At 42.7% G+C, this 351-nt stretch carries 1 pseudogene; it reads right to left on the bottom strand.

Annotated features, from left to right (window positions below):
- A pseudogene (locus tag ACVC08_RS12130) lies at positions 1–351 on the bottom strand (hypothetical protein); the annotation flags it as partial.

Genomic DNA, 351 nt, shown 5'->3' with positions numbered 1-351 from the left:
CTCAATATCTGCAGGTGCAGTAAATGTTGGTGCGATATTATCAGACACCGTGATGGTTTGTATTTGTTCTGGCGCAGTGTTACCACAGCTATCTGTTAATGTCCATGTTCTGGTGATTACGAATGATCCTTCGCAAGTTCCAGCGACTACAGCGTCTGTGTAGGTCGCGTTTAGCGTTGTAGAACAGTTATCTGCTTCGTCTGTAACATTTCCTGTAATGTTTACTCCAGCATCGTAATTACATGATGCATCTGTAAATATTTCGATATTTGCAGGTGCAGTAAATGTTGGTGCGATATTATCAGACACCGTGATGGTTTGTGTTTGTTCTGGCGCAGTGTTACCACAGCT

The sequence above is a fragment of the Pontimicrobium sp. MEBiC06410 genome (assembly GCF_053601615.1).
This window is presented reverse-complemented; position numbering and strand designations above follow the sequence as displayed.